We start from the raw sequence: 22,360 nt of genomic DNA on the forward strand, positions 1-22,360 counted from the left end.
TGATGGACACCGAGCGCACCGCACCACCCACGTCGCCACCCGAGCATCGAAATCCGTGGCCGGCCCTGTGGGCCCTCGTCATCGGCTTCTTCATGATCCTCGTCGACAGCACCATCGTCGCGGTGGCCAACCCGGCGATCATGAACGACCTGCACACCGACATCAACAAGGTCGTCTGGGTCACCAGCGCGTATCTGCTGGCGTATGCGGTGCCGCTGTTGGTCACCGGTCGACTCGGTGATCGGTTCGGTCCGAAGAACATCTACCTGATCGGGCTCGTCCTGTTCACCGGTGCGTCGCTGTGGTGCGGCCTGTCCGGCACCATCACGATGCTCATCGTCGCCCGGGTCTTCCAGGGACTGGGCGCCGCACTGATGACGCCGCAGACGATGGCCGTCATCACCCGCACGTTCCCGCCGGACCGTCGCGGCACCGCGATGGGTCTGTGGGGCGCTGTCGCCGGTGTCGCCACCCTGGTGGGACCGCTCGCGGGCGGCGTGCTCGTGGACAACCTCGGCTGGGAGTGGATCTTCATCGTCAACGTCCCCGTCGGTGTGGTCGCGTTCGTGCTGGCCTGGCGGTTGGTGCCTTCGCTCGAGACCCACGAGCACAAGTTCGACATCCCCGGTGTCGTCCTCAGCGCGCTCGGCATGTTCTTCCTCGTGTTCGGAATCCAGGAAGGCAGCTCCTACGACTGGTCGGCGACCGTGCTGGCGTCGATCGGCGCCGGCCTCGTCCTTCTCGGCGTCTTCGTCTGGTACCAGTCCTGGAACAAGAACGAGCCGCTCCTGCCCCTGGGCCTGTTCAAGGACCGCAACTTCTCGCTCGCCAACGTGGCGATCACCTCGATGGGCTTCGCGATCACCGCGATGGTCCTGCCGCTGATGTTCTACACGCAGGCGGTGCGGGGTCTGTCGCCCACACGGTCGGCCCTGCTGCTCGTGCCCATGGCCGTCCTCACCGGCGTGTTCGCCCCGTTCATCGGCAAGCTCGTGGACCGCACCCATCCGCGGTACATCGCGGGCGCCGGATTCCTGCTGTTCTCGATCGCGCTCGCCTGGCTGTCCATGGTCATGTCACCCGACGTGGCGATCTGGGAACTGCTGCTGCCCATCGGACTGATCGGCCTCGCCAACGCGTGTATCTGGTCGCCGCTCGCCGCCACGGCCACGCACAACCTTCCACCCCATCAGGCGGGCGCCGGAGCAGGCGTCTACAACACCACCCGCCAGGTCGGCGCCGTCCTCGGCAGCGCCGCGATCGGCGCACTCATCACGGCCCGCCTGTCCGCTCAGGGGCTGAACGCCGATAGCCAGGAGGCCGGTGTGGGGGAGATGCCGGAATTCGTGAAGGAACCGTTCGCCACGGCGATGTCGCAGTCGATCTGGCTGCCCGCGGCCGTCCTGCTGATCGGTTTCCTCGCCTCGGTGTGCTTCGCGCGACCGTTGCGCGAGAAGAAGCCCGGAGTCAGTGCGGGCGACGCAGCCAGTCGGGAAACATCACTGCAGGGTTGAGGTAGTCCGCGGGATCGAACGCCTGCTTGATCGTCCACATCGCGGTGATGTCCTCGCGGCTGAGGGCGAGGTCCAGGTAGTTGCGCTTGTGTGCGCCGACGCCGTGCTCGGAGGCGATGTTGCCGCCGTGATCGCGGATCAGTTCCGTGACCGGCCGGTACAGCACGGACTCGTCGGGGCAGCGCAGCACGTTGAGGTGGACGTTGCCGTCGGCGACGTGCCCGAAGAGCACCGGGATCGCGTCGGGTGCCCGGCTCGTCACCATTGCGACCGCGTCGGCGACGAATGCGGCGAGGGTGTCCAGTGGGAGGGCGGCGTCGAACTTCAGCGGGGGTCCGAACAGTCCGACCACTTCCGCGAACGCTTCCCGCGCCGACCACACTCGGGCGCGGCCTGCGGAATCTATCCCGACGGCGGGTTCGTCGTCGGGATCGCACTGCTCCAGCGCCGCGGCCAGGTCGTCGGTGAGGTCGCGCCGGCCGGCCAGTTCGACGAGGAGATACCACGGCAGACCCGTGGGAACGGCGAAACTCAGCCGCGAGGAGGCCAATTCGAGCCCGCGTCCGTCGAGCATTTCCACGGCGTCCACCCCGTCGAGCCGCCGCACGACGTGAGCGGCGTCGATCAAGCCGGGTAGTTGCGCGAAGCCGGCGAGGGCGGTCACACGGAACTCCGGGACGGGGTGGAGTGCGAGATCGACGGTCGTGACCACACCGAGAGTGCCCTCGCTGCCGACCCACAGCGCGGGCAGGTCGTATCCGCAGTTCTCGGCGCCCACCCGCATGCTGCGCCGCACGATCGCCCCGTCGGGGAGCACGACCTCCAGGCCCAGCACCTGTGCGGACATGTGGCCGTACCGCACGGTGTGCAGCCCACCGGCATTCGTCGACACCATGCCGCCGATCGTCGCGGTATCGCGGGACGCGATGTCGACGCCGAACAGCAGTCCGGCGTCGGACGCGGCGTGCCGGAGTGTCGAGAGGGTGACCCCGGCGCCGACGGTGACGCGCAGGTTCTCGCGGTCGACGGCGCCGACCGCGGTCAGCCGTTCCGTCGACAGCAGCACGTCATCGTGCTCGGGAACCGTGCCCGCTTCGAGGCCGGTGCGGCCACCCTGCACGGTGACCTTCACCCCGGCCCGGCGGCAGATGCCCAGCACGGCCGAGACTTCCGCGGCATCCGCGGGCCGGACGAGTGCGCTCGCGCGCCCGCTGTAGCGTCCCGTGTGGTCGGTGGCGCGGGCGGCGAGCACGTCCGCGTCCACGGTCACGAACCGTTCTCCGACGGCGTCGGCCAGCGCCGCGCGCAGCGAGTCCACACCCCGATCGTAGGCGGAACGCGTGTGGCAGTCTGGCGGCATGACTGAGCCTGCCGCCGCCGCGCATCCCACCCGACTCGAGCGTGTCCGTACCGACGCCGGCGCCGAGATCGCGATCCTGACGTTCGCCCACGGCGCACTGAACCTCTTCGATCAGGCGATGTTCGACGCCGTGCAGGCCGACGTCGCGGCGCTCGCCGAGAATCCGCCGCGCGCGGTGCTGCTGCGTGCCGAGGGCAAGGTGGTCTCCGCGGGGGTGGACGTCCACGTGTTCGAGGGGCTCACCGCGGAACAGGGCGCGGACCTGTGGCAGGAGTTGTTCGCCGAGATCTGCCATCCGCTCGAGGCGCTGCCGTGCCCCGTCGTGTACTCGGCGCACGGATTGACGCTGACTGCGGCCTTCGAGATCGCGCTCGCCTGCGACATCATCCTCGCCGCACCGAAGGCGAAGTTCGGACTGGTCGAGACGGTGGTGGGGCTGACCCCGTCGATGGGCGGTCCGCAGCGGCTGGCCGAGCGGGCAGGGTCCGGCCGCGCCCGGGAACTGGTGATGACCGGCGACCTGTACGACGCCGCGACACTGCGCGACTGGGGTGTGGTCAACGCCGTCCACGAGGACGTCGACACCGAGGCCCGCGCCCTCGTCGCACGCCTGGCGGACGGGCCGACGCGCGCACACGACGCCACGAAGCAGATCATCTCCGCGTGGCGGTCGGGTGGAGTCGCGCACGCCGACTCGATCACGCCCGACGTGTCGGGTGCGCTGTTCGAGACCGACGACCTTCAGGGTGCGGTGCGCAGCTTCCTCGACGTCGGACCGGGCAAGGCGACGTACCGCGGACGGTAGGCGTCGGCGATCCGCTCCCCGCAACTGTGACGGGCGTCATATAGTCGTGGCAACGTCCCGGTCGCGTAGCAGTGTCGTCAGCGGAGGTACAGATGCCGTCGTCCCTCGTCGAGTACCCGAGTAGTGGTCCCTTCTTCCACGACGACCGGGTGGTCCGTGGCCGCGACGGCCTGCTCCGATACGGCGGGCTCAACCCGTCGCTCACCGAGTTGCTCGACATCTCCGTGCACCGCTACGCGGGCCGGATCGCCGTCGAGGAGGACGGTGGCCGGTCGCTCACGTTCTCGCAACTGTGGACGTCCGCGGCGCGGGTGGCCGGCGGGCTGAAGTCGAAGGGGGTCGAGATCGGCGACCGCGTCGCCGTCCGGCAGCCCGTGGGGGTTCGCTGGGTGGAGGCGTTCCTCGGCGTGTTGCTCGCCGGCGGCGTGCCGGTCGGGGTGAGCCCGGCACTCGACGACGCGCAGACCGGTGAGGTGCTCGCCGACAGCGAGTCGGTGCTGATCCTCGACGGCGAACTGCCGGAGGGTATCTCGTTCATCGACGACGGCGCGAGCCCCGACGAGCTGGTGCTGCTGTCGTACACGCCCGGCCCGTCGGACTCGCCGAAGGGTGTGGAGCTGAGCAACGAGAACGTCCTCTCGACCATCGAATCCGTGCTCCACGCGCGCGGGTTCAGCTCCGAGGGGCTGCGGAATCTCCTGGTCGAACCCGAACTGCACACCGTCGGATCGCTCGTCGAACTGCTCTCGACGCTGGTGGTGGGCGGAACGGTCCTGTTGACCGGGAGTACCGACGCCGCGTCGTGGCGCGGCACCGGCGCCGACGTGCTCACCGCGGCGCCCGCCGTCCTCCTGCGGGCCGTGGAGAACTCGCGGGTGACGAGTTTCGGCCGGCGCGCGGTGCGCTGGATCGACTACAGCGGCTCCGGTCTGTCCCTGGAGCAGTCGCAACTGCTCCGCCGGACGTTCCCCGCGGCCAGGCACTTCCTCGGGTGGGGAATGACCGAGACGTGTGGGGCCGGGCTGGCGCTGCCCGACGAGTGCGCTCTGACACACGCGGGCAGTGTGGGTGTCGCGTTCGGCGGGATGGAGGTGGCCCTCCTCGGACCGGACGCCGGCCGCGGTGTCGGCGAATTGCTGTGCCGCGGTCCGGGAGTCAGCCGCGGCTACTGGAACCGGCCCGAGGTCACCGCGCAGACCTTCACGGGTGGCTGGTTTCACACCGGCGACACCGCGAATATCGACGGCGACGGCTTCGTCCGTATCGTCGACCGCGACACCGCTGCCTAGGTGGTGCGAAAGGCAGGTATCCACCCGTGAGCTCTCCCGTCGCCGAGCTGCACATGCACATCGAGGGGTCCCTCGAACCCGAGCTGATCTTCGCGCTGGCCGAACGGAATTCCGTGCAGCTGCCCTACGCGGACCTCGACGATCTCCGGTCGCGGTACGAGTTCACCGATCTGCAGTCGTTCCTCGACCTGTACTTCGCCAACATGCAAGTGCTGCGGACGGCGCAGGACTTCGCGGACCTCACCCGCGCCTATTTCGCGCGGGCGTCGGCGGGCGGCGTCGCGCACGTGGAGTTCTTCTTCAACCCGCAGGCCCACGTCAATCGTGGTGTGCCGCTGCACGAGGTGCTCGACGGAATCATGGATGCGGTGGGCACCAGTGAGCGGGAGTTCGGCCTCAGCAGCGCCGCGATCGCCGCGATCCTGCGGGACCGTCCCGTGCACGAGGCGGAGGAAGTGTTCTCGGAGATCATCCGGTTGCAGACGCCGATCGTCGGGCTCGGGCTGGACTCGGCCGAGGTGGGCAACCCGCCGTCGCTGTTCGAGGACGTCTTCGCCCGCGCCCGGTCGGAGGGGCTGCACGTGGTCGCCCACGCAGGCGAGGAAGGCCCGCCGGAGTACATCTGGCAGGCGCTCGACCTCCTCGGCGCCGAGCGCATCGACCACGGGGTGCGGGCGCTCGAGGACCCGGCGCTCGTGGCGCGTCTGGTGGACGAGGAAGTGCCGCTGACCGTGTGCCCGCTGTCGAACGTGCGACTGTGCGTCGTCGACTCGCTGTCCGAGCACCCGTTGCGGACCATGCTGGAGGCGGGTCTGCTCGTCACCGTGAACTCCGACGACCCCGCGTACTTCGGCGGGTACGTCGACGACAACTTCGCCCAGCTGCGGGATCAGCTCGACCTCACCGATGCCGAGCGGGAAACCCTGGCGCGCAACTCGATCAAAGCGTCGTTCGCGAGCGACGCGCGCAAGGCGCAACTGCTCCGCGGGTGACGGTCCCCGCCGTCAGTCGATCAGCCCCGAGCCGCCCAGACCGGCGACGACGGCCAGGACGTCCCGGTCGCGGCCGTGCGGGCCGACCAGGCAGAGGCCGACGGGAACTCCGTCGTCGGTGCGCAACGGCACGGTCGCGTTGGGCAGCCCGGAGATGGTCGCGAGGCACGTGAGCATGCCGGTGGCGCGCATCGTGTTCCGGAACCGGTCACCGCTGGGGTAGCTCGTCCGCTCGGGGGGCGTGGAGGAGGTCGCCGGCAGCAGGAGCAGGCTGTCGCCCACGTACGCGGTGATCGTCTGCGACGCCTCGCCGAGCTTGATCAGCTTCCGGCCGTACGTGGATTCCCAGATGCGGCTCGCGTCGGCGAAATTGCGGCCGGGTTCGTCGCCGAGCGACGTCATCGCCCCGCTCACCCAGTCGCCGTGCAGCCGCCACGCCTCGTAGCCCTGCACGGCGACGACGGCGTCGTACCAGTCGGGAAGCCGGCCGATGTCCGTGTCGGTCCACGTCAGCCGGGGGAGGGAACTCTTCTCCCACGCGGTGAGGGCGCGCCGCACCGCGCCGAGCGCCCCCGCCTCGGCGACGGCGTTGATGCCGTCCGAGGTGAGCGCGCTGCGGAACGGGGTCTCCGCCGTGAGCGGGAGAAGCGCGCCGGAGACCGCGACGAGGGTGTCGAGGTCGCCGCAGACCCACGCCGGGGTGTCGAACGTGGGGGACAGCGGAAACAGCCCGTCGGTGGAGACGGCGCCCCGGGACGGTGCGAAGCCGTACAGGCCCTGATACGAGGCGGGGATGCGGACGGAACCGGTGGTGTCGATACCCAATCCGATGTCGGCCGAACCCTGCGCGACCGCACTCGCGGCGCCCGACGTCGCACCACCGGGCAGGCGGTCCTCGGCGCGGGGGTTGGGCGGCGTGCCGAATTGCTGGTTGATGCCGGAATGCCCGTAACCGAGGTCGTCGGTCTGCGCCAGGCCGACGACGCGGGCGCCCTGACCGAGGAGGCGCGCCACCACTGCGGCGGTACCCGTCTCGACTGGAGCCTCGGCGAGCCGCCGTCCGCTGCCCGCACCGATCTGCTGTCCCGCAACGGCGTACAGGTCGGTGACCGCGAGTCGCATGCCGGCGAGGGGCCCGTCGCCGGTCGGCGCGACCAGCGGATCGCCCTGCACGCGCCACGTCGCCTTGTCGACCGGTGCGAACTCGGACACCGCGCCGCCGTCCGGAACGGACAAGCCGTCGGGAAGCGGCGGAACCTGCGGGTCGTGCAGGCGTTCCCCGCACGCGCCGAGCATCACGGCGCCGATCGCCGCTGCCCCGGACGCACCCGCGACGCGCAGGAAGTCGCGACGGTCGAAAGATCGACTGGGGGCCACCTAGCTCACGTTAGCGACCCAGGACCTGCTGCAGGTACGCGTTGCCGAACATTCGCCCGGGGTCGTACTTGTCGCGCACGGCGAGGAACTCGTCGAAGTTCGGATACGCGGGCCGCAAGTCGTCGGCGGTGCGGCCGTGCATCTTGCCCCAGTGCGGTCGCCCGTCCACTTCCCGGGCGATGGCCTCGACCGCGGCGAAGTACGGCTCGTGATCTCGGCGATGGTACTGGTGAACGGCGATGTACGCCGTGTCCCGGCCGTTCGCCGTCGACAGCCAGACGTCGTCGCCCGCGGCGAACCGGACCTCGACGGGGAACGCGACCGTGAAACCGGACTCCTCCACCCACGCATCGATCGCCGCGAGAGTGTCGGGGAGGGCCTCGGTGGGAACCGCGTATTCCATCTCCCGGAACTTGACCCGGCGTTCCGACGCGAAGACGCGGTAGCTGCGGTCGGTGAATTCGCGCGCGCTCAGCATGCGCGACGACAGCCGATTGATCTTCGGGATCGTCGTCGGGGCAAGGCCCGCGACCCTGTTGATGCCCTCGAACAAGACATTCGCGAGCAGTTCGTCTTCGACGTAGGCGCGGACCGGGTGTAGGGGAGAAACCGGGGTGTCGCCGGGTAGCCGGGTGTTGCGTTTCGTCAGGACGCGGCGGGTGTGGGGAAACCAGTAGAACTCGAAGTGGTCGATCGTGGTGCGGTCGTGGTCGAGCCGGTCGAGGATGGCGTCCAACGACTCGGGCTTCTCGACGGCGTGCATCACGTAGTTCGGCACGCATTGGATCGTGACCTTCGAGATGATGCCCACGGCGCCGAGCCCGAGGCGTGCCGCCTCGAACAGTTCGGGGTTCTCGGTGGGGGAGCAGTCGGCCACCGAGCCGTCCGCCAGCACCACCTGCAGGGCGCGGACCTGAGTGGCGAGACCTCCGAAACGCGCGCCGGTGCCGTGGGTTCCGGTGGACAGCGCACCCGCGATGGACTGCACGTCGATATCACCCAGGTTGATCATCGCCAGGCCACGGTGCCAGAGTTGCTCGCTCAGGTCGTGCAGCCGCGTGCCGGCGAGGACGGTGACGAGGGCCCCCGCCGGTTCGTCGAGGGTGACGGATTCGATCCCGGTGAGGGCGTCGAGGCTGACGAGGATCCCGTCGGTGACGGCGACCCCGGTGAAGGAGTGACCCGACCCGACGGCCTTGACTCGCTGTCCGTGCTCCGCGGCACCGGAGACGAGCGCGCTGAGTTCCTCCACCGAGCGCGGAGTCGCGAAGCGCAGCGGGTTCGCCGTCTCGGTGCCCGCCCAGTTGCGCCATGTGTCCTGTGCCATTCGCCCATCATGAACCTGGACGCTCGTCCAGGCAAATGGCGGGTTGGTCGGGCGTCCGTGTTGGTCGCGGGCGAGGCCCCCGCAGGTTCTACGATCAGAGGATGCTGAACAGGCTTCCTGCGGATGAACGTCGTGCCCAACTCGTCGAGTCGGCGCTGGCCATCGCGGAGCAGCGCGGCGTCGCGTCGGTCACGGTGCGTGCCGTGGCGGAGGAGGCGGGCGTCTCGCTCGGTGTGGTGCACTACTGCTTCGAGAGCAAGGAGGAGCTCCTCGCGGCGATGGGCGAGAGCCTGGTTCTTCAGCTCAGCGCGTCGATGCGACTGGCGTTCGGTCAGGTGCGGCACGCGCCGGACCTGCGCGGGATCGACGGTCTGCGCGAACTCCTCCACATCGGGATCAGCGGAATGTGGCCGATCATCGAGGCCACCCCGGACCGTCAGTTGCTGACATACGAGATCACCGCGCAGGCGCTGCGGCACCGCGCGTCCGGGAGCGAGCGGGCCGGCGATATCGCCGGTCAGCAGTACCGGACCATGGATGAGGAGGCGATCGAGTTCCTCGTCGAGTGTGCCCGCATCGCGGAAGTCGGCTGGGCCACCCCGGTCGAGGCGATCGCGCGGTTCGGGCTGGCGATCCTGGACGGGCTCGTGCTGCGGTGGCTGGTGGACCGCGACAGCGAGGCGATGATCGCGGCGCTGGACGACATGGTGCACGTGATCGCGTCGAAGGCGGTCGAGCGGGCCTGAGCGGGTCCGATTCGATCTGGACAATCGTCCAACTCGGTGGTTGACTGGCGTCGCAGACCGATGGAAAAGATTGGACGAACTGTGACGCCCACGCTCGACCGTCTCATCGCCTCGACCACCGAGGTCGACCCGCCGCTGGCCGCGCTCGACCTGACCACCCTGCGCGCGAACGCCGCCGACCTGGTGCTGCGCGCGGGCGGCACCCCCGTCCGCGTCGCCAGCAAGTCCGTTCGCTGCCGCGCGGTACTCCAGGTCGCGCTGGGGGAGAAGCTCACCGGGGCCGGCGGGTTCCGCGGGATCATGGCGTATTCATTGCGCGAGGCGATCTGGCTCGCCCGCCGCGGCGCGGACGACATCCTCATGGGCTACCCGACGGTCGACCGCGGGGCCCTCGCCGAACTCGCGGCCGACCCCGAACTGCTGAACCGGATCACGTTGATGGTCGACAGCGACGACCACCTCGACTTCGTTCTCGCCGCGGCCGGCACCTCCTCCCTCCGGGCCCGGCTGTGCATCGACGTGGACGCCTCGCTGCGGCTCGGTCCCCTCCACATCGGGGTCCGCCGTTCCCCGCTCCGCGAACCGTCCACCGTCGCCGCCTTCGCGAAGCGGGCCGCGGGGCGGGGGTTCGCCGTCGTCGGCGTCATGTTCTACGAGGCACAGATCGCGGGTCTGCCCGATTCCAGTCCACCGATCGGCTGGATGAAGCGGGCGTCCGCGAACGAACTCGCGACCCGTCGCGATGCCGTGGTGAACGCCGTGCAGTCGGAGGTCGGGGTGCTCGAGATCGTCAACAGCGGGGGCACCGGCTCCCTCGAGGTGAGCTCCGCGGACCCGGTCGTGACGGAGGTGACGGCCGGTTCCGGCCTGTACGTCCCGACGCTCTTCGACAGGTACCGCGCGTTCCGTCCGCACCCGTCGCTGTACTTCGCCCTCTCGGCGGTCCGGCGGCCGACTCCCGGCATCGCGACGCTGTTCGGCGGCGGCTACATCGCCTCCGGTCCCGCCGGGGGCAGTCGGGTGCCCAGGCCGGTGTGGCCGCCGCGGCTGAAGCTACTGCGCAACGAGGGCGCAGGCGAGGTCCAGAGCCCGGTGACCGGAAAGGCTGCCGCGGATCTCGGCATCGGCGACCGGGTGTGGTTCCGGCACGCGAAGGCTGGCGAGCTGTGCGAGCGGTTCACCGAGGTGCACCTCGTCGAGTCGGACGGCTCCCGCACCGTGGTGCCCACCTACCGCGGCGAAGGTCAGTGCTTCGGCTGACCGGTGAGCCGCATGAAGGCACCCAGCTCGGTCAGACCTTCCGGGGTGCTCGGCATGTACTGCGTCAACGATTCCGACCGGACGATGATCGCCGCCCACTTGCCGCGGGACACCGCCACGTTCATCCGGTTCCGCGACAGCAGGAACGACATGCCGCGCGGCACGTCCTCGATCGCCGACGCAGTCATCGACACGATGGCGACGGCCGCCTCCCGGCCCTGGAACTTGTCGACCGTGCCCACCTCGACCTTGTCGAGACCGACCGCGGCCAGACTGCGTTCGATCAACCCGACCTGCGCGTTGTACGGCGCCACCACCAGGATGTCGGACTCGTCGAGTGGGCGGGTGCCCTCGAACTCGCTGGGGTCGGTCCAGCCGGAACCGAGCAGCTTCGTGATCCGGTTGACCACCTCCCGCGATTCCTCCGGGGATTGGGTGGCGTTGCCCTGGTGGTCGACGAAGACGGTGTGCACACCCGCCCCCATGCCGTCGAGTCGCCGTGCGGCACTGGCCGATTCCTGCGAACGCAGCTTGCCGTCGTAGGACAGCGTCGATACGGGTGCGCACAGTTCCGGGTGCATCCGCCACGTGCGCTCGAGGAAATAACCCCGGCTCGCGGGCAGCGCCCCGTGCCCCTCGGCGAGCCACCCGAGGGCCGACGCGTCCACCGGTTCCGGGTGGGTGCCCTGGCTGACCTGCGGAAGTTGCTGGGGGTCGCCGAGAAGCAGGAGGTTGCGGGCCGCCCCGCCCACCGCGATGGTGTTGGCGAGAGCGAACTGCCCGGCCTCGTCGATGACCAGCAGATCGAGGCTGCCGGGCGGAACGCGGTCGGTGTTCGCGAAATCCCAGGCGGTCCCGCCGATCACGCAACCCGTCTCCTCGGCCTGGTCGATGAAACCCGGGTAGTCGTTGGAGCTGATGTCGGTCCACGTCGCGGCGCGATGCCGCCCGTCCTTTTTCGCGACGAGTTCGGCGGGGAGCCCGGCTTTCACGACGCCGCCGAGCATGTTCTCGATCACCGAATGCGACTGCGCGACCACGCCGATCCGCCAGTGGTGCTGCTCGACGAGCGCCTTGATCACCCGGGCCCCGGTGTACGTCTTGCCGGTGCCGGGAGGTCCCTGCACTGCGACGTACGAGTCTTCGAGGTCGAGTAGTGCCGCGGTGATCGCGCCCGCGTAGTCCGTGCCGTCGACGGGCGGGAGCGGGTTCCCGCTCCGGGTGCGCGGGTCGGACCGCCGCAGAATGTCCACCGACGCGCACAACGGGAGCTCCGGCAGCGGTGCGCACACGTCGTCCGCGGCCACCGCGATGGACGATTCGATGCGGTCGGTCGTGATCGGGGGACCGGGGGTGATCGCCGTCGGAAGTTGCCCGTACTCCTCGCCGTTCAGGAGTTCCTCGACGATCACGACGTCGCGGCGCCGGCCGTCCTTCCCGACGTCGAGCACGTTGACCGTGCACGTTCCCCGCTGCTGCGGATTGTCGCCCGCGACCGCCTCGGGTGCGGGAGTGTCGTAGAGCGCGTACATCGTGGTCTTTGGCCCCACCGTGCTCCCGGTCCCGAAACGGCCGGTGAGCTGCAGGCGCCGGCGCAGCTTGCGTTGCCGCGGGCTGCTCTTGTGCCAGTTCTCCTCGACGACCGCGGACGACACCACCAGAACGTCCCGGATGTCGGACAGTTCGTCGTGCGGCACGACCAGCCGGTCGAAGTGCGCCCACCAGAACGGTTTCCGCTCGCGGCGGTGGTAGCCGACCGCCGCCGCCATGAGTGCGGCCGCCTGCTGATCGTGCCCGCGGTGCTCGCTCGGTCCGTGCCCGGCGAACTCGCGCAACGCCGCCTCCGCGGGGGTGCAGTCCTCGGTCACCGGGGTGGGCCCGTCGCCGGGCGGCCGGAGAGCCACGCCGTGCGTCTCCGCCTGCCCGATCAACCAGTCGCGCAGCCGCAGCGTGGAATCGCAGTCGTACTCGTTGTAGTCGGCGATGCCCTGCAGCAGCGCGCGTGCCTCGTCCTCGCGGCCGTTGTCGCGGTGATCGCAGTAGTCGGCGTACGCGACCACCGACGCGGCGGCGTTGGTGACGTCGCCGTCGCGCGGCTGCTCCGGCATGTACAGCGGTTCGAGTTTCTTGATGCTGTAGGACCGTTCGCCGATGCGCAGGCACCCGCGCACCACCGGATACAAATCGACGAGGACGTTGTCGCGCAGCAGGGTGTCGACGGTCTCCTCGCCGACGCCGTGCCGTCCCGCCAGTCGCAGCAGCGCCGATTTCTCGTACGCGGCGTAGTGGTAGATGTGCATGTTCGGGTACTGCTGACGACGCGCGGTGACGTAGTCGAGGAAGTCGACGAGTGCCTGCCGCTCCTCGGCGCGGTCGTGTGCCCAGAACGGCCGGAACACGGCGGCGTCGGCGGGACCCTCGACTACACCGAAGAGGTATTCGAGACCCCAGTCCGTGGATCCGTTCTCGGCCCAGAGCGGGTCTCCTTCGAAGTCGAAGAAGATGTCGCCGTCGTCCGGTTCGGGCAGCCCGCCCAGAGCCTGCGGGGCGTACACCTGGAACTCGGGGGTGCCCGATGACTCCTGCCGCAACTGCAGGGCCGCCTGCGCGCGAAGCGATTCCAGGGTGCGCTCGGGGAGGCCCTCGACGCTGCCCGCATGCGCGGCGAGGGCATCGAGGGTGCCGATCCCGGCCGCGATCAGCCGGCTCCGCTGCGTCGTGCGCATTCCGGCCACCAGCAGGAGGTCGCGGTGCTGCTCCACCTCCGGGGTGCACGTGTCGCACCGGCCGCACGCCGTGTACCGGGGGTCGCCCCACTCCGCGAGCGACTGCTCGTCGCGGTGCTCGTCGAGAATTCGTTCGAGCGAGGACCGTCGCGCGGAGTACACGGGAACGATGTCGCCGAGCGAGTGCGCCGAGTCGCTGTCGTCGCCGAGCAGCAGGTGGACGTCCGGGGACGTCGGGATCCCGTTGTCGGCCAGCGCTTCCGCGTACGCGGCGAGCTGCAGCAGGGCCGACACCTTCGCGTGCCGTGACAGTTTGGTGTCGTACACGGCATACGTGTCGCCGTCGCGGACGAGGAAATCGCAGAAACCCAGGAAGCGGCCGTCGAAGAACGTCCCCTGGTACACGACGTCGGCGCCGCCGCGGATCGCCTCCACGGTGGCCAGGTTCGCGTCGAACAGGCCCACCGCGGTGTATTCGGGACGGTCCATCGTGACCACCCCGTCGCCGTACTCGGCGCGGAACTGCTCGAGCCGGCGATGTTCGTGCGCATCGCCGAGGCTGGACGTCCGTCGCAGCATCGGATCGTCGTCGACGGACGGGGCGGCGGAACCGGCGCCGGCGAGCCCGAGTGTGGCGTCCAACCGGCGCAACAACGCGAACTCGCAGGTGGCGGCCGCGGAGAGGTCGCTGGCGCTGTAGACGATGGTGTCGTCGAGGAGGAACACAGCTACGTCCCCAGTTCTGCCGGTGAGTTCACCCGGCCGATTGTGCCATCGGGGTGCGACAGGCCCAGAATGGCAGCCATGCCTTTCTTCGACGGCCACTCCGGACGAGTCCACTACCGGCACTGGAGCGCGGTGGGAGGACCCGTCGCCCAGTTGGTGTTTCTCCACGGCATGGGGCAGCACACGGGTCACTACCACCGGTTCGCGCGCGGACTGACGCCTGCCGGAATCGGGGTGTGGGGAATCGACCAGGCCGGTCACGGATTGTCCGAAGGCGACCATCCGGGATCGGTGGCGGACCTGGCGGAGGACGCCGCGCTTCTCACCGGCCTCGCCGGCAGGCACGCGCCGGATGTTCCGCTCGTGCTCATGGGTCATTCGCTCGGTGCCGCGGTCTCGATGGAACTTCTCGCGTCCGGTGACTCCGGTTTCCGGGGCGCGATTCTGTGCGGGACACCGAAGACCGCCGCCGTGCAGCAGACGGCGGACGCGCTCGGGTCACTCGGGATTCCGCTGCTCGCGGTTCACGGCGTCGACGACCGCATCGCACCGATCGACCCCGTCCGGGACTGGGCGGCGGGGATCGGACGCCTCGAGTTCCGGGAGTTCGACGACGCCGGACACGACCTGCTTCACGAGAAGGTCCACGCCACCGTGACCGCGGTGGTCCGCGACTTCGTCCTCGGCGCTGCGCACCCGTGAGTGCCCGAGGAGTCTCTGCACTCCTCGAACACTCACGGGCGGCGGAGCCGCCTACGCGTAGATGGCCTCGATGGCCGCGCCGTGCTCCTTGTGGATGACGTTCCGCTTCAGCTTCAGCGTGGGCGTGAGCTCACCGGTCTCCTGCGTGAAGTCGACCTCGAGGATGCGGTACTTCTTGATCCGCTCCGGGTTGGACACCTTCTTGTTGCCCTCGGCCACGGCCTCGTCGATCTCGGCGACCAGGTCGGGGTTCTTCACCAGTTCGGACACCGGGGTGTCGGCGGCCAGCCCGTGGCGTTCCTTCCAGCCCGGGAGGGTTTCGGAGTCGAGGGTGATGAGCGCGCCGATGAACGGCTTGCCGTCGCCGACGACGAGGCACTGGCTGATCAGCGGGTGCGCGCGGAGTGCGTCCTCGAGGACCGCGGGCGCGACGTTCTTGCCGCCCGCGGTGACGATGATTTCCTTCTTGCGACCGGTGATCGAGATGTAGCCCTCTTCGTCGATCGAGCCGAGGTCGCCGGTGTGGAACCAGCCGTCCCGGATCGATTCCGCGGTGGCCTGCTCGTTGTGCCAGTACCCGCCGAACACGACGGGACCCTTCAGGAGCAGTTCGCCGTCCTCGCCGATCTTCGCGGCGTGACCGTCGATCGGCTTGCCGACGGTGCCGACCTTCTGCGCACGGGTGGTGTTCACGGAGATGGCGGCGCTCGTCTCGGTGAGACCGTAACCCTCGTACACCGGGACGCCGATGCCGCGGAAGAAGTGACCGAGGCGTGCACCGAGCGCGGCGCCACCGGAGACGGCGCGGTCGCACTCACCGCCGAGTGCGGTGCGCAGCTTCGAGTAGACGAGCTTGTCGAACAGGGCGTGCTTGAGCTTGAGACCGAGCCCGGCGCCGCCGTTGTCCTGCGCCTCGCTGTACGCGATGGCGGTGGCGGACGCCTTCTCGAAGATGCTGCCCTTGCCGCCGTCGTATGCCTTCTGCTTGGCGGAGTTGTAGACCTTCTCGAACACGCGCGGCACCGACAGGATGAAGTGCGGCTTGAACGCGGCGAATTGGTCGAGCAGCGTGGTGAGGTCGGCGGTGTGCGCGACCGTGACCTTGGCGTCGAACGCGCCGAAGGAGATGGCGCGGGCGAAGACGTGCGCGAGGGGCAGGAACATCAGGGTGCGCCTGCCGGCGTACATCGCGTCGCTGAGCGCCAGCTTCACGGCCGCGGACTCCGCGTAGAAGTTGGAGTGGGTCAACTGCACGCCCTTGGGACGGCCCGTGGTGCCCGACGTGTAGATGAGGGTCGCGGGCGAGGACGCGCGCACCTGGTGACGACGCTCGTGCAGCTGCTCGTCGGTGACGCCTTCGCCACGCTTCGACAGTTCGTCGATCGCCCCGCCTTCGATCTGCAGGACCTCCTTCAGGTCCGGCGCGGCGTCGGTGACGACCTTCAGCGCGTCGGCCTGCTTGGCGTTCTCGACGACCAGCAGCGATGTGCCGGAGTCTTCGAGGATCCACTTCGCCTGATCGGGTGCGGACGTTTCGTAGATGGCGACGGTGCACCCGCCTGCCGTCCAGATCGCGTAGTCGATGACGACCCACTCGTACCGGGTCGCCGACAGGATCGCGACGCGGTCGCCGAGTTCGACGCCGGAAGCGATGAGGCCCTTCGCGACGGCGGAGACCTGCTCCGCGAACTCGGCGGCGGTGACGTCTACCCACCCACCGTTGCCGGGGCGCTTGAACGGAACGAACTTCGGGTCTTCCTCGGCATGACGGAAGACCGTGTCCGCCATGGAGGCGTCCTCCGGAATTGAGAACGACTGCGGTACCGAGAATTCACGCACTATGACCCCTCCACTGAAACGACATGACGGATGTGCATTCGATCACATTTGTCCCAGTTTCGCACCAGGGTCGATGTCCGTTATGTGTATTTCTGTTCTGACCAGCGGAGATAAGTGTAACTCGGCGTAAACTGATAACTCAGGCAGCCTCTTCGAGACGCCGCGAGTTCGCCGACAGCCAGCGCCGGATCGCATAGTTCAACTGATCCGGATCGACACCGAGTTCGGTCGCCGTCGCCTCGAGGATCTCCTCGGCTGGGCCGTCGTCGGTGGCTTCCGAAATTCCGAGCGCGCCGCTGATGAACACGTCCGCCACCCGATTCGGCCGGACCCCGGGGATCCCGGCGAGCATCAGGAAGTGCGCCCACGTGACGTCGCTGCTCTCCCCGCACACCTCGGTCCACGCGTCGTGGATCTGCTCCAGGGCGGCTTCGTCCCGGGCGGCCTCGAGAAGGTCGTCGATGCTGTTGATCCGGAGCTGGTGTAGCCGCTCCGCCGCCTGCTGGATGTGACGCGCCTCGATCGGCACACCGGTCGCGGAGTACCGCCGTTTGTACGAGCCGACCTTGCCCGCCCACTGATCCGAGCTGCCCGCCTCCTCGAACGTGCGGAGAAGGTCGCGGGCGCCGTCGGTGAGCGGCTGATCGGGGTGCGCCCGCCGGTACGCCAGATAGCGGTCGACGACGGCGACCTCGCTGTGCCCGGCGCTCGACTGCACCGATTCGATGATGCAGAGGGCCAGGCTGTGCCGGTAGGCATCGGAGGTGACCCAGCCGGACGGGTCGCCCAATCGGTCGCGGCAAGCGGTGACGACGGTTTCGACGGTATCGGCAGAGACGGTCACGAGATCCTCCAAAGGCAGTCTGTTCTGTGCTCTGTCCGGTGTATCGACAGGGCCTCCGGGAACGTTGCACTGGAGCTGAAGATTCCTCGAGAACCACCGTCAGTGGTGGGCCAGCAGGTCTGTGACCTCGGTGTCCGAGAGTTGATGGAAATCGTCGTACGCGTTGCCGACGCCGCCGAGATCGGCCGGGACGTATGGGCAGACCACCTCGTCGGCGGTCACACGCAGACGGCCGACGGCCTCGGGCGCCGCCACCGGGACCGCGACGATCACGCGTGCCGCGCCCAGTTTCTTCACCGACTGGCAGGCCACCGCCGCGGTCGCGCCCGTGGCCATGCCGTCGTCGACGAGGACAGCTGTGCGGCCCTTGAGTGACGCTCGCGGCTTCCCGCCGCGGAGCACCCGAGCCCGCCGTTCGAGTTCGCGGCGCTCCTTCGCCTCGACCATGGCGAGTGCGGTCTTGCTGATCCGGGCGATGCGGAGGACGTCGTCGTTGATCACCCGGGATTCGCCCTCGCCGATGGCACCCATGGCGAGTTCCGGCTGCCACGGGACACCCAGTTTGCGGACGAGCACGACGTCGAGAGGGGCCGACAGGGCGGCAGCGACTTCGAACGCGACGGGGACGCCGCCGCGCGGCAGACCGAGCACCACCAGATCGGTGCCGCGCAGGTGCTCCAGTGCGGCGGCCAGTCTGCGACCGGCGTCGGCGCGACTGGTATACAACATCGAACGCTCCGTGATCGGGGAGAACTGTTCGTCTCCGACGCTACTCCCGATCGCGCCGTTCAGATCTCGCTGACGGTGAATCGGCGCAGGGCGAGGGCGGGGTTCTTCTCCCGCACCTCGGTGATCCGCTCCGCGCTGACCGCCGCGACCGCGGTGCCCACCCGCTCGCCGAGCGACGCGAGAGTCACGCCCATCGGATCGACGATCATGCTGTTCCCGGCCCCGGTGCGCGCGCTCTGGTCGGCGGCGGCCACATACACGGTGTTCTCGATGGCGCGCGCCCGCACGAGCGTGGACCAGTGGTCCTCCTTCAACGGTCCGGGCACCCACTGCGCGGGCAGCAGCAGCACGTCGGCGCCCGCGTCGACGATGCGGCGGGTGACCTCGGGGAACCGGAGGTCGTAGCAGGTCTGCATGCCGAACGTGAGGCCGTCGACGGCGAAGGTCTGCGGGGCGTCGATCTCCCCGGCGCGGATGACGTCGGATTCCTTGTAGCCGAACGCGTCGTACAGGTGGAGTTTGCGGTAGGTGGCGACGATGTCGCCGCCCGGTCCGAGGGCGACGATGGTGTTGGAGATGTGATCGTCTCCGGGCAAATGTTCGTTGACCCCTGCCACCAGGTGGACGTCGAGTTCCTTCGCGGTCGCGGCCAGCCCGCTGACGAACTCGCCGTCCAGGCCCTCGGCCGACTCGACGATCCGCTCGTCCGTCCGCGGCGCCGTGAACATCGCGTACTCGGGCGCCACCACCACCTTCGCGCCGCGGCCCGCGGCCTCGGCGGCGAGCGTGCGGAGGGTGCGCAGGTTCTCCTGCTTGTCCTGACCGGGAGCGAACTGAATGACAGCGACATCGACCATGCCGTCCACGCTAGGCGACGACCCCGCGGCAGGTGTCTCCCGTCCCGGTCGCCGCGTATTTCCACGGCGTGGCGATGCACTGTGGACTCGTGCACTAAACTGCTGGTCAATGAGTGATATCGAGCGTGACCCCGAACCCCCCACTTTTGCCGACCTCGACATCGATGATCGGGTCTTGAAGGCACTGTCCGATGTGGGCTACGAGTCGCCCTCGCCGATCCAGGCAGCCACCATTCCGCCCCTCCTCGCCGGCAACGACGTCGTCGGCCTGGCGCAGACCGGCACCGGCAAGACCGCTGCGTTCGCGGTTCCGATCCTCTCGAAGATCGACCTGACGCAGAAGTCGCCGCAGGCGTTGGTCCTCGCGCCGACGAGGGAGCTGGCCCTGCAGGTCGCGGAGGCGTTCGGCAAGTACTCCGCCCATATCCCGGGCCTGCACGTCCTGCCCATCTACGGCGGTCAGAGCTACGGCGTCCAGCTGTCCGGACTGCGGCGCGGCGCGCACGTGGTCGTGGGCACGCCCGGTCGCGTGATCGACCACCTGGAGAAGGGCACGCTCGACCTGTCCAAGCTCTCCTACCTCGTCCTGGACGAGGCCGACGAGATGCTGAAGATGGGTTTCCAGGAGGACGTCGAGCGCATCCTCGCCGACACCCCGGAGTACAAGCAGGTGGCGCTGTTCTCGGCCACGATGCCGGGGGCCATCCGCAAGATCTCGAAGCAGTACATGCACGACCCCGTCGAGATCACGATGAAGTCGAAGACGTCGACCGCGTCCAACATCTCGCAGCGGTACGTCCAGGTGGCGCACCAGCGCAAGCTCGACGCCCTGACGCGTGTCCTCGAGGTCGAGGACTTCGAGGCGATGATCATCTTCGTGCGCACCAAGCAGGCCACCGAGGACCTCGCCGAAAAGTTGCGGTCTCGTGGTTTCTCCGCGTCGGCCATCAACGGCGACATCGTGCAGGCGCAGCGTGAGCGGACCATCGGCCAGCTCAAGAGCGGCGCCCTCGACATCCTCGTGGCCACCGACGTGGCTGCGCGTGGCCTGGATGTCGACCGCATCTCCCACGTCGTCAACTACGACATCCCGCACGACACGGAGTCGTACGTCCACCGGATCGGCCGTACCGGTCGCGCCGGCCGCGCGGGCGAGGCGTTGCTGTTCGTGGCACCGCGCGAGCGGCACCTGCTCAAGGCCATCGAGAAGGCGACCCGTCAGCCGCTGGCCGAGATGCAGCTGCCCAGCGTCGACGACGTCAATGCGCAGCGTGTGTCCAAGTTCGGCGACTCGATCACCGAGAGCCTCACGTCCGACAATCTGGCGTTGTTCCGCAAGATGATCGAGGACTACGAGCAGGAGCACGACGTGCCGCTCGCCGACATCGCCGCCGCGCTCGCGGTGCAGTCGCGCGACGGTGAGGCGTTCCTCATGGCACCCGAACCGCCGCCGGCGCCTCGCCGTGAGCGCGAGCCTCGTGAACGCCCGGCACGCCGGTTCGACGAGGGCCCCCCGACGCGGTCGCGTGGACCGGAGGGCCAGGAGCTCGCGACGTACCGGATCGCGGTCGGCAAGCGGCACCGTGTGGTGCCGGGTGCGATCGTCGGTGCCATCGCGAACGAGGGTGGGCTGCGGCGCAGCGATTTCGGGCACATCAGCATCCGCCCCGACCACAGCCTGGTGGAGTTGCCCGCCGACCTGTCCAGCGAGACCCTCGAAGCCCTGCGTCGTACCCGGATCTCCGGAGTGCTGATTCAGCTGCAACCCGATTCGGGTCCGCCGTCGGGCCGACCGCGTGGTGGCCGCGACGATCGGGCAGGCGGAAAGTTCCAGCGCGACCGGGACAGCAGGAAAAAGCCGCGCGAGTAGTTCTCACGCGGCCCTCCCGAAGAGGATCCCCGGCGGTTACGCCGGGGGAGCGGGAGCCGGGGCGGGCTGTGCCGCTTCGGCAGGCAGCGGGCCCTCCTCGGGAACGAAGAACGAACCGACGGTCGGCAGCACGTAGCAGGTCGCGTTGGTGTAGCCGACGGTGCCGAAGATCGATGCCACGACGGTGCCGGCCCCCGTCGCCACGACCTTGTTCAGCGCCGGGTAGCCGCCCTCGGTGACGCCGTCGAGGGGCAGGATTCCGCTGGCGCCGGTGTTGGTGTTGATCCACGCGACGTTGAGTCCCGAGGACTTCACGACACCGGGGTACGCGGAGAGGGCCTGGAAGCTGATCTCGTTCGCCTTCACCTCGGCGGTGGGCCCGGTGGTGCCCGACGCCAGCGTCAGCGTGACCGGTGCGACGGTGCCGCAACCCACGGTCGGTGCGGTGTAGAGGAACGGGGTGTACGCGCCCGCGACGTCACGCAGCACCGTGGACGTGGCCAGCGCCTCGACCGCGGCCTTCGCCTCGGGCTTGTCGGCCTGGGTGCGCAGTTCGGCGAGGCCGGGGACGTCGGGGGTGGCCGGTTCGGCCGCTGCCGCGCCCGACAGGCCGAAAGTCGCCGCGATACCGACCGTTGCCGCCGCGATCGTGCGTCGCATCACGCTCATACCGTCCACCTGAACTCCTCGTTGTCTCGTCCGGGCGGCTCTGCAGCGCCGCCCGAGCGGAGAATTTACCCGAGAGAGCGGAAACAGTCAGGACCAGCTGCCGCCGCCGGCCAGCGTATCGGCGCGCGCGCCGTCGAGGGATTGCCGGATGATGTCGGCGTGACCGGCGTGCCGGGCGAGTTCCTCGATCTGGTGCAGCAGCATGTACCGGACCGTGAAGACGACCCCCGGCGCCATCCACTGCGCCACGTCGGCGGGCAGGTCGACGTCGCGATCCAGATCGGTTTCGGCGGCGACCGCGGCCTCGGTGGCGCGCTGTGCGTCGTCGAAGCGGGCGAGGAGGGTGTCGACGGTCTCGTCCTCAGTGACGTTCCATGCGGCCATCCACGCTGCCACCGGGTCGTCGCCGACATCGCGCGGAGCCCCGGTGATGCGGGAGGTCATCGCCTCTTCGCCGTCGATCACGTGCTTGAGGAGGGACGCCAGGCTCAGCTCGCTGGCGCTGGGCACACTGCGGGCCTGCTCCTCCGTCAGCCCGGACATCGCGTTGCGGAAGGCGGTGCGCTGGTTGTCCAGCATGAGGAGAAGGAGTCCGCGCTCGTCGGAGATGGGGTTCTGGGTGCTGGGTGTCTCGGTCATGAGTTCAGTGTGGCGCGAATAGCGGACACCTACTGTCCTGGATCGACACTCTGCGCGCGTCCCCAGCGGTTCGGGCAGGACCGACCTAC

At 69.1% G+C, this 22,360-nt stretch carries 18 protein-coding genes; 8 read left to right on the plus strand and 10 right to left on the minus strand.

The window, feature by feature from the left end; translation table 11 throughout:
• Nucleotides 1–2: 2 nt before the first annotated feature.
• The gene (locus RHA1_RS29435) at nt 3–1,514 is read left to right on the plus strand and encodes an MFS transporter (protein ID WP_009479260.1); all 1,512 of its coding nucleotides are present in this window, start codon (nt 3–5) and stop codon (nt 1,512–1,514) included.
• Here the strand turns inward: RHA1_RS29435 and RHA1_RS29440 are convergent.
• Nucleotides 1,468–2,832: an FAD-binding oxidoreductase gene (locus RHA1_RS29440; RefSeq protein ID WP_009479261.1), complete on the minus strand. Its 1,365-nt coding sequence runs from the start codon at nt 2,830–2,832 to the stop codon at nt 1,468–1,470. The genes RHA1_RS29435 and RHA1_RS29440 overlap by 47 nt on opposite strands.
• 40 nt (nt 2,833–2,872) lie before the next feature.
• Between RHA1_RS29440 and RHA1_RS29445 the strand changes: the two genes are divergently transcribed.
• The 3 genes from RHA1_RS29445 to RHA1_RS29455 all read left to right on the plus strand — a co-directional run bounded on the left by RHA1_RS29445 (nt 2,873) and on the right by RHA1_RS29455 (nt 5,960).
• On the plus strand, nt 2,873–3,679 hold the full coding sequence (locus RHA1_RS29445) for an enoyl-CoA hydratase/isomerase family protein (RefSeq protein ID WP_011598075.1): 807 nt from the start codon (nt 2,873–2,875) through the stop codon (nt 3,677–3,679).
• Nucleotides 3,680–3,771: 92 nt separating this feature from the next.
• On the plus strand, nt 3,772–4,968 hold the full coding sequence (locus RHA1_RS29450) for a class I adenylate-forming enzyme family protein (protein ID WP_009479263.1): 1,197 nt from the start codon (nt 3,772–3,774) through the stop codon (nt 4,966–4,968).
• 26 nt (nt 4,969–4,994) lie between these two features.
• A complete protein-coding gene (locus tag RHA1_RS29455) occupies nt 4,995–5,960 on the plus strand; it encodes an adenosine deaminase (RefSeq protein WP_011598076.1) in 966 nt (321 codons plus the stop codon).
• 12 nt (nt 5,961–5,972) lie between these two features.
• Here RHA1_RS29455 and RHA1_RS29460 read toward each other — a convergent pair whose 3' ends face one another.
• Entirely contained in the window at nt 5,973–7,337 is a 1,365-nt protein-coding gene (locus RHA1_RS29460; RefSeq protein WP_011598077.1) for an amidase family protein, read from the minus strand.
• A 10-nt stretch (nt 7,338–7,347) separates the two neighbouring features.
• Nucleotides 7,348–8,664: a D-arabinono-1,4-lactone oxidase gene (locus tag RHA1_RS29465; RefSeq protein WP_011598078.1), complete on the minus strand. Its 1,317-nt coding sequence runs from the start codon at nt 8,662–8,664 to the stop codon at nt 7,348–7,350.
• 101 nt (nt 8,665–8,765) lie between these two features.
• Here RHA1_RS29465 and RHA1_RS29470 point away from each other — a divergent pair, with 101 nt between their 5' ends.
• Nucleotides 8,766–9,410, plus strand: coding sequence for a TetR/AcrR family transcriptional regulator (locus RHA1_RS29470; RefSeq protein ID WP_009479267.1), 645 nt, complete (start codon nt 8,766–8,768; stop codon nt 9,408–9,410).
• A 60-nt stretch (nt 9,411–9,470) separates the two neighbouring features.
• Nucleotides 9,471–10,670, plus strand: a complete 1,200-nt coding sequence (locus RHA1_RS29475) for an amino acid deaminase/aldolase (RefSeq protein WP_011598080.1) — start codon at nt 9,471–9,473, stop codon at nt 10,668–10,670.
• Here the strand turns inward: RHA1_RS29475 and RHA1_RS29480 are convergent.
• Entirely contained in the window at nt 10,655–14,122 is a 3,468-nt protein-coding gene (locus RHA1_RS29480; protein ID WP_011598081.1) for a TM0106 family RecB-like putative nuclease, read from the minus strand. The two genes, RHA1_RS29475 and RHA1_RS29480, sit on opposite strands and share 16 nt — an antisense overlap.
• Nucleotides 14,123–14,200: 78 nt before the next feature.
• On the opposite strand from RHA1_RS29480, the gene RHA1_RS29485 reads away from it, so the two are divergent.
• A complete protein-coding gene (locus tag RHA1_RS29485; RefSeq protein ID WP_050787532.1) occupies nt 14,201–14,824 on the plus strand; it encodes an alpha/beta hydrolase in 624 nt (207 codons plus the stop codon).
• Nucleotides 14,825–14,875: 51 nt separating this feature from the next.
• Here the strand turns inward: RHA1_RS29485 and RHA1_RS29490 are convergent, their stop codons facing one another.
• The 4 genes from RHA1_RS29490 to RHA1_RS29505 form a co-directional block, all read right to left on the minus strand.
• Entirely contained in the window at nt 14,876–16,663 is a 1,788-nt protein-coding gene (locus RHA1_RS29490) for an AMP-dependent synthetase/ligase (RefSeq protein WP_011598083.1), read from the minus strand.
• A 139-nt stretch (nt 16,664–16,802) separates the two neighbouring features.
• A complete protein-coding gene (locus RHA1_RS29495) occupies nt 16,803–17,507 on the minus strand; it encodes a DUF8548 family protein (protein WP_011598084.1) in 705 nt (234 codons plus the stop codon).
• A gap of 99 nt (nt 17,508–17,606) precedes the next feature.
• Entirely contained in the window at nt 17,607–18,236 is a 630-nt protein-coding gene (locus RHA1_RS29500) for a phosphoribosyltransferase (protein ID WP_009479273.1), read from the minus strand.
• A gap of 59 nt (nt 18,237–18,295) precedes the next feature.
• Entirely contained in the window at nt 18,296–19,093 is a 798-nt protein-coding gene (locus RHA1_RS29505; RefSeq protein ID WP_011598085.1) for a carbon-nitrogen hydrolase family protein, read from the minus strand.
• Nucleotides 19,094–19,202: 109 nt separating this feature from the next.
• Between RHA1_RS29505 and RHA1_RS29510 the strand changes: the two genes are divergently transcribed.
• A complete protein-coding gene (locus RHA1_RS29510) occupies nt 19,203–20,963 on the plus strand; it encodes a DEAD/DEAH box helicase (protein ID WP_009479275.1) in 1,761 nt (586 codons plus the stop codon).
• Between the two features lie 36 nt (nt 20,964–20,999).
• Here the strand turns inward: RHA1_RS29510 and RHA1_RS29515 are convergent, their stop codons facing one another.
• Together RHA1_RS29515 and RHA1_RS29520 are read right to left on the minus strand one after the other, a co-directional pair.
• The gene (locus RHA1_RS29515; RefSeq protein WP_011598086.1) at nt 21,000–21,632 is read right to left on the minus strand and encodes a hypothetical protein; all 633 of its coding nucleotides are present in this window, start codon (nt 21,630–21,632) and stop codon (nt 21,000–21,002) included.
• An 87-nt stretch (nt 21,633–21,719) separates the two neighbouring features.
• Entirely contained in the window at nt 21,720–22,271 is a 552-nt protein-coding gene (locus RHA1_RS29520) for a mycothiol transferase (RefSeq protein ID WP_009479277.1), read from the minus strand.
• Between the last annotated feature and the right edge of the window lie 89 nt (nt 22,272–22,360).

The sequence above is a fragment of the Rhodococcus jostii RHA1 genome, assembly GCF_000014565.1.
GTDB lineage: Bacteria > Actinomycetota > Actinomycetes > Mycobacteriales > Mycobacteriaceae > Rhodococcus_F > Rhodococcus_F jostii_A.

What these genes read in the sequence shown, in the direction of transcription:
- RHA1_RS29465 (WP_011598078.1), bottom strand. Translation starts at nt 8,664, where the DNA reads ATGGCACAGGACACATGGCGCAACTGGGCGGGCACCGAGACGGCGAAC.
- RHA1_RS29470 (WP_009479267.1), top strand. Translation starts at nt 8,766, where the DNA reads ATGCTGAACAGGCTTCCTGCGGATGAACGTCGTGCCCAACTCGTCGAG.
- RHA1_RS29510 (WP_009479275.1), top strand. Translation starts at nt 19,203, where the DNA reads ATGAGTGATATCGAGCGTGACCCCGAACCCCCCACTTTTGCCGACCTC.
- RHA1_RS29450 (WP_009479263.1), top strand. Translation starts at nt 3,772, where the DNA reads ATGCCGTCGTCCCTCGTCGAGTACCCGAGTAGTGGTCCCTTCTTCCAC.
- RHA1_RS29515 (WP_011598086.1), bottom strand. Translation starts at nt 21,632, where the DNA reads ATGAGCGTGATGCGACGCACGATCGCGGCGGCAACGGTCGGTATCGCG.
- RHA1_RS29485 (WP_050787532.1), top strand. Translation starts at nt 14,201, where the DNA reads ATGCCTTTCTTCGACGGCCACTCCGGACGAGTCCACTACCGGCACTGG.
- RHA1_RS29500 (WP_009479273.1), bottom strand. Translation starts at nt 18,236, where the DNA reads ATGTTGTATACCAGTCGCGCCGACGCCGGTCGCAGACTGGCCGCCGCA.
- RHA1_RS29475 (WP_011598080.1), top strand. Translation starts at nt 9,471, where the DNA reads ATGGAAAAGATTGGACGAACTGTGACGCCCACGCTCGACCGTCTCATC.
- RHA1_RS29435 (WP_009479260.1), top strand. Translation starts at nt 3, where the DNA reads ATGGACACCGAGCGCACCGCACCACCCACGTCGCCACCCGAGCATCGA.
- RHA1_RS29520 (WP_009479277.1), bottom strand. Translation starts at nt 22,271, where the DNA reads ATGACCGAGACACCCAGCACCCAGAACCCCATCTCCGACGAGCGCGGA.
- RHA1_RS29505 (WP_011598085.1), bottom strand. Translation starts at nt 19,093, where the DNA reads ATGGTCGATGTCGCTGTCATTCAGTTCGCTCCCGGTCAGGACAAGCAG.
- RHA1_RS29445 (WP_011598075.1), top strand. Translation starts at nt 2,873, where the DNA reads ATGACTGAGCCTGCCGCCGCCGCGCATCCCACCCGACTCGAGCGTGTC.